Annotated in this window: 2 protein-coding genes; both read left to right on the top strand. The window is 39.7% G+C overall.

The window, feature by feature from the left end:
* The first annotated feature begins 207 nt into the window (after nt 1-207).
* A complete protein-coding gene (locus BBROOKSOX_RS08835; RefSeq protein ID WP_139661137.1) occupies nt 208-792 on the top strand; it encodes a tetratricopeptide repeat protein in 585 nt (194 codons plus the stop codon).
* Between the two features lie 179 nt (nt 793-971).
* Nucleotides 972-4,493, top strand: a complete 3,522-nt coding sequence (locus tag BBROOKSOX_RS08830; protein ID WP_139661135.1) for a hypothetical protein — start codon at nt 972-974, stop codon at nt 4,491-4,493.
* Nucleotides 4,494-5,253 lie beyond the last annotated feature (760 nt).

Raw genomic sequence — 5,253 nt, 5'->3', positions numbered from 1 at the left:
GGCAATAAAGGTTTGGTTATATCCTTGTTTGTTCAGTAGGTAAATATGGTATCTTTGTTCGCAGGTCAATTGCGTATATTTTTGCATGTTTCACTCCTTTTTTTTGTCGGATTAAAGAGTGGTTAATATACCCTTTGACCGACTAATTGAGTGTTGCACTTATGATGTGAATCTAAGAGGCGTTAAGTTTATAAAAAAGGATTAAACATGAAATATATATTTACAATAATAACTTTAATCATGATTACTGGTTGCATACCAAATACAAGATACAGCATAACGGATGATTACATCATTGGTCTTCGCTGGTTTGAAAGAGGAATACAACGAAACAGAATGGACAACATTGTTATAGCAATGGACTACTGGAAACCATTACTAAAAAAAGCAGACTGTGACGCGCAATATCGTGTGGGGTTGGTTTACTTTATGGGGATTGATAAACCACATGATTTTAAAGATGCACATAAATTATGGCTAAAAGCAGCAAAAGGAAATCAACAACGAGCTCAGTGGGCACTTGGAGACTTATACTTTCAAGATGAAAAAAGTGTTTATCATCATTGCGCCAAGACACCCGACTGTAACATTAAAAAAGACATTCCAGAGGCGCTCTTTTGGTACAAGTTATTTGCAAAAAGCGCTAAATATGAAAACGAGAAAAAATATGTAAAAAATATTATTCAGCTTACAGAAGCGCAACTAACTGAGAAAGAAATAAAAGCTGTTGAAATACGTGTATCTAAATGGACTCCTACACCAAGGGACTGTGGCGCAAGAGATTTATGGTAAAAAAAACTTAACAAATCGTCCAACCCGACCTCTTTTATACACCGTTTCGCTTCGCTACACTCTGTGTAAATGGTCGGTTAGTCTGTGTAAATGGTCGGTTAGCATGAGGTTATATAGCACAGTCGATATAAACAAAAGAGACCAAAGCATAAAAAGATTACTTCAATAAATGACAATGCATGAAAAAACAATTAAGTAATCCTTTTTCTACAGGCGGTGGTGGCGAAAGATTTGAGGCTAATATTCAAGCCGCATTTGTCACATTGATGCTAAGTGGAGGTTATGCACCCTGTTTACCTACATGGCCAATCGTTAAATTAAAGCTTCAAGGTGCAGTAGACGGTTATGCTACAGATGACCTGATAGTTTTCGTTGAAAACCCTGCTAATAATAATGAACGCCGTCGATTGCTTGGGCAGGTAAAAAACTCAATAACAATCACAATAAAGAACAAATTGTTTGCAGAAGTTATTCAAGCTGCTTGGAGTGACTTTAATAACCCTGATGTCTTTACCAAAGGAAAAGATGTAATAGCCTTAATCACTGGGCCAATCAACACCACGGATACTGATGGCGTTAATGGTCTGTTAGAGCACGCCCGCCATGCATCCGATGTAGCGGATTTTATAACAAAAGTAAAGCGTGCTAAATTTTGCTCTAATAATGTCAGAAACAAACTGAAAGCCTTTAGAGAACAACTCAAAGCGGCCAATGAAGGAAGTGATGTTACAGAAGAAGAACTATATCAGTTCCTTAAGCATTTTCACTTGCTTAATTATGACCTTGCAAAAGAGAAAGGTATTGTTTTATCACTTCTGCAATCCCATATTTCACAATTCAATAATGATACTTCTCCCCATTCAATTTGGTGTGAGATACTGGCGGAAGTACAAAATTTTAATCAAAATGCAGGAACAATTACTCTCGATACCCTACCTGATGATTTGGTCGAATATTTCAAACCTAAAGCCCGAGATCACATACCTGAAGAACTTACCAAGGAAAATGTAGAAGGTGATAGAGAGGCGCAGCCAGCAACTGATTGGGGTCATCACACTGCTGCACAAAAATTAGCTCTCGCAGCTCTTATTGGTAGCTGGAATGAAGGTAATGAAGCTGACATCAAGGTTGTTACTCAGATTGTTGGGGAGGATTACAGTAACTGGATAACAAATCTGCGAGAGACATTGCAGATTCATGATTGCCCATTATCTTATAAAAATGGCTTATGGCGCTTCAAAGACCGCTTAAAGTCTTGGCAGGAGTTAGGAAGCAGGCTTTTTGACGGTCATTTAGATACTTTTAAAGACACTGTCCTAGAGGTTCTTCAAGTTGACGATCCTTCTTTTGAGCTACCAAGTGAAGAACGATATGCTGCTGCCATTCACGGTAAGGTGTTACCACATTCAAGGAATTTACGCGAGGGCTTGGCGGAAACCTTGGCGCTTATCGGTAACAGGGCTAATTCTTTAACTCATTGCACCCAAGGCAAAGCAAATACTATTGCAGTGTTGTCAGTGCGTGAGTTATTCAAGGAAAGTGATTGGATACGCTGGGGTAGCCTAAATAGCATACTTCCAATTCTATCAGAAGCGAATCCAAATGAGTTTCTTCTTGCTGTTGAAAATGCTATTAATGCCTCATCTTCACCCTTTGACGAGTTATTTGATCAAGAAGATGCCGGTGCATTCGGGGGAAATTATATTACTGGTCTGCTGTGGGCACTTGAAGGAATCGCATGGGAGGAAGCCTGCTTGAGTCGCACTACTGTTGTGTTAGCGGAAATAGCTGCACATGACCCTGGCGGTAATTGGGCAAATAGACCCAGTAATTCACTAACAGATATTTTCCTTCCTTGGAAGCCTCATACACTGGCTTCTGTTGAAAAGCGACAAGCAGCACTTGAAATAATTTGCAGGGAAAAGCCCGAAGTAGCTTGGAAATTGTTAGAGAGTTTACTTCCAAATCAACATTCAACGACTTTCGGCACACATAAACCGAGCTGGAGAAAAACGATACCTGAAGACTGGAAGAAAGGTGTTACGAATAGCGAATATTGGGAGCAGTCTCGCTTTTGTGCTGAGTTGATTGTCGAACAAGCAGACTTTGATGTGGTCAAACTCGCATCTTTGGTGGGTAACTATCACCATTTACCTTCGCCAGCTTCTACAACATTGAGAGGTAAACTTCTATCTGATCATTGTTTAGATCTATCTGAGCAAGATCGTATGCCGCTGTGGGATGCATTGTGTAAATTAATTGCCCGACATCGCAAATTTCCGAAAGCTGGGTGGTCATTGGGGAATGATTCTCTGCTTCCAATGGAAGAAATAGCGAATCAACTGGCTCCAAAAAGCCCAACTCTCCTAAATAGGCGTCTGTTTTCAGATTCGAGAAAGCAAGAGAAACTATTCCAAAAACAAAAATCAGCTATAGAAGATATCTTGAGTGAAGGGGGAGTCTCTCAGGTACTAAAGTTTGCTTCAACAGTTTCCAAAGCCGGCCTTGTAGGTGAAGTGATGGCAGATTTGGATCAACCTGAGTTTGATGCAGCACTTTTACCTGCTTTGCTAGATAAGACAAATCATAAGCTTTGGTCCTTAGTTACAGCCTATTGCCGGCATCGAAAACTCATGGGCAACTGGCAGTGGTTTGATGATATTAACAAGACTGACTGGGAGCCAAAGCAGATAGCTTTACTGTTATGCACTTTACCATTTGAAAAAAATTCCTGGGATCGAGCTGCACGATTGCTTGGTGAAAATGAAGGTGACTACTGGAATAACACCAGCGTAAATACATACCAAACAGAGGAGGATACTGAGCATGCTCTTAGGAAATTACTTGAATTCAACCGACCAAGTGCTGCTATTGAGGGGTTTTCCATAGATTTATTCAAGAAGAAAAATATCAACCTTGAATTGGCTTGTACCGCTTTATTAGCATTAGCACAGATTGAAGATCCTACTGGAAAAATTGACAGTTACCACATTACCAAAATCATTAAAGCTCTCCAAGGAAATGCTGCCACTGACCAAGATAAACTCTTTCAAATTGAATGGGCTTATCTGCCACTACTTGATTGGCACAGCGATGGCGACGGCTCTCCAGTTACCCTAGAAAATAGGCTAGCTTCTGACCCTAATTTTTTCTGTGAGCTTATTCAATTGACCTATCGAGCCAAGGGAGAGGAGTCAAAAGAAAATCCCTCCCCAAAGCAGCGTAATATTGCTACTAACGCATACCGTTTGCTTTCTACATGGAAAATTGTCCCCAGTACTCAGGCGGGTGGGGAGTTTAATCCAAATACTTTTACGCAATGGCTAAGTCAAACAGAAAAGATAGTTCAAGCCTCTGGACATTATAATGTTGCGATGATTCAACTTGGCAATGTGCTCGTTAATGCCCCAGAGGAGCCAGATGGTTTATGGATTCATCCTGTGATTGCCAAAGCTATGAATAGCAAAGAACGCTCCGACCTTCGCGATGGATACAGTACAGGTATTTATAACTCCAGGGGAGTCCATACAATTGACCCAGAAGCTAAGCCAGAGAGAACATTGGCAAAGAAGTACCAGCAGCGAGCAGATCAAGTGGATAATGCTGGATACCAACGATTAGCAACCACATTGCGAGATGTAGCCGATAGTTATAACCGAGATGCTGAACGAATCAATTCAGAAAATGATGTTCCATATTAAAAAGTCGTATAATAATCACATGCACTCGGACAGTAAAAAGCGTCGCTCGTTCCTCGCTCTGATTTTTACTGCCGGTGATGTGAGGCGTTAGGCGTTAAAAATAAAAAACGCTGTATATTCAATAATCCTAGCATTACTTCCTGCGCTTTGTGTTTGGTTGCCGTTGGCGTCATATTGATAAGTGTGCGTTAGGGTGTTGTTGTCAATTCTGCTAGTGAGTTGGTGAAGGTGGTTTGCATAATTAATGTTTGTGTCCTCTTGTTTTATAAAGGGGTAGCGCTTGAATTCAAGGCATCCCCTCGTATCATAACAATCGTGTCAATCATCAACACCAAAAACCGTTTTTGATTACACTATCCAATGGCGATTGGATAAGGAGATAGTAACACAGTGCGTCCCAATAAGTTTTTAAACTTGTGAATAAGGTTTTGTGCCTATCTCCTTATTCACTATACCAACACAAAATAACAACCCAACCACTATTAAGTTTTGGGAAACAGAACAAAGAAGACCATCAGAAAAAATGGTTGAGAAATTACGGCATTTGTAAAGATTTTAAACTTGACACTTTTTATAAAAAGTTTTGAAAAAATACTTGTAAAAACTGTATCATAATCGGAAAATTGTAGTTCAAAAAATAAGGCCAACAGCAATGATAAAAACAAACAACACAACAAATCTTAAAAACATATCAAAGTATCTTTTAACAACCACTTTAACGCTTGGATTGTTAAGTGCAACTAACACAGTTATTGCCAAC

It is taken from the genome of bacterium endosymbiont of Bathymodiolus sp. 5 South (assembly GCF_900128535.1).
Taxonomy (GTDB): domain Bacteria; phylum Pseudomonadota; class Gammaproteobacteria; order PS1; family Pseudothioglobaceae; genus Thiodubiliella.
This window is presented reverse-complemented; position numbering and strand designations above follow the sequence as displayed.

Coding starts and splice junctions, on each gene's coding strand:
- BBROOKSOX_RS08835 (WP_139661137.1), top strand. CDS start 208: ATGAAATATATATTTACAATAATAACTTTAATCATGATTACTGGTTGC.
- BBROOKSOX_RS08830 (WP_139661135.1), top strand. CDS start 972: ATGAAAAAACAATTAAGTAATCCTTTTTCTACAGGCGGTGGTGGCGAA.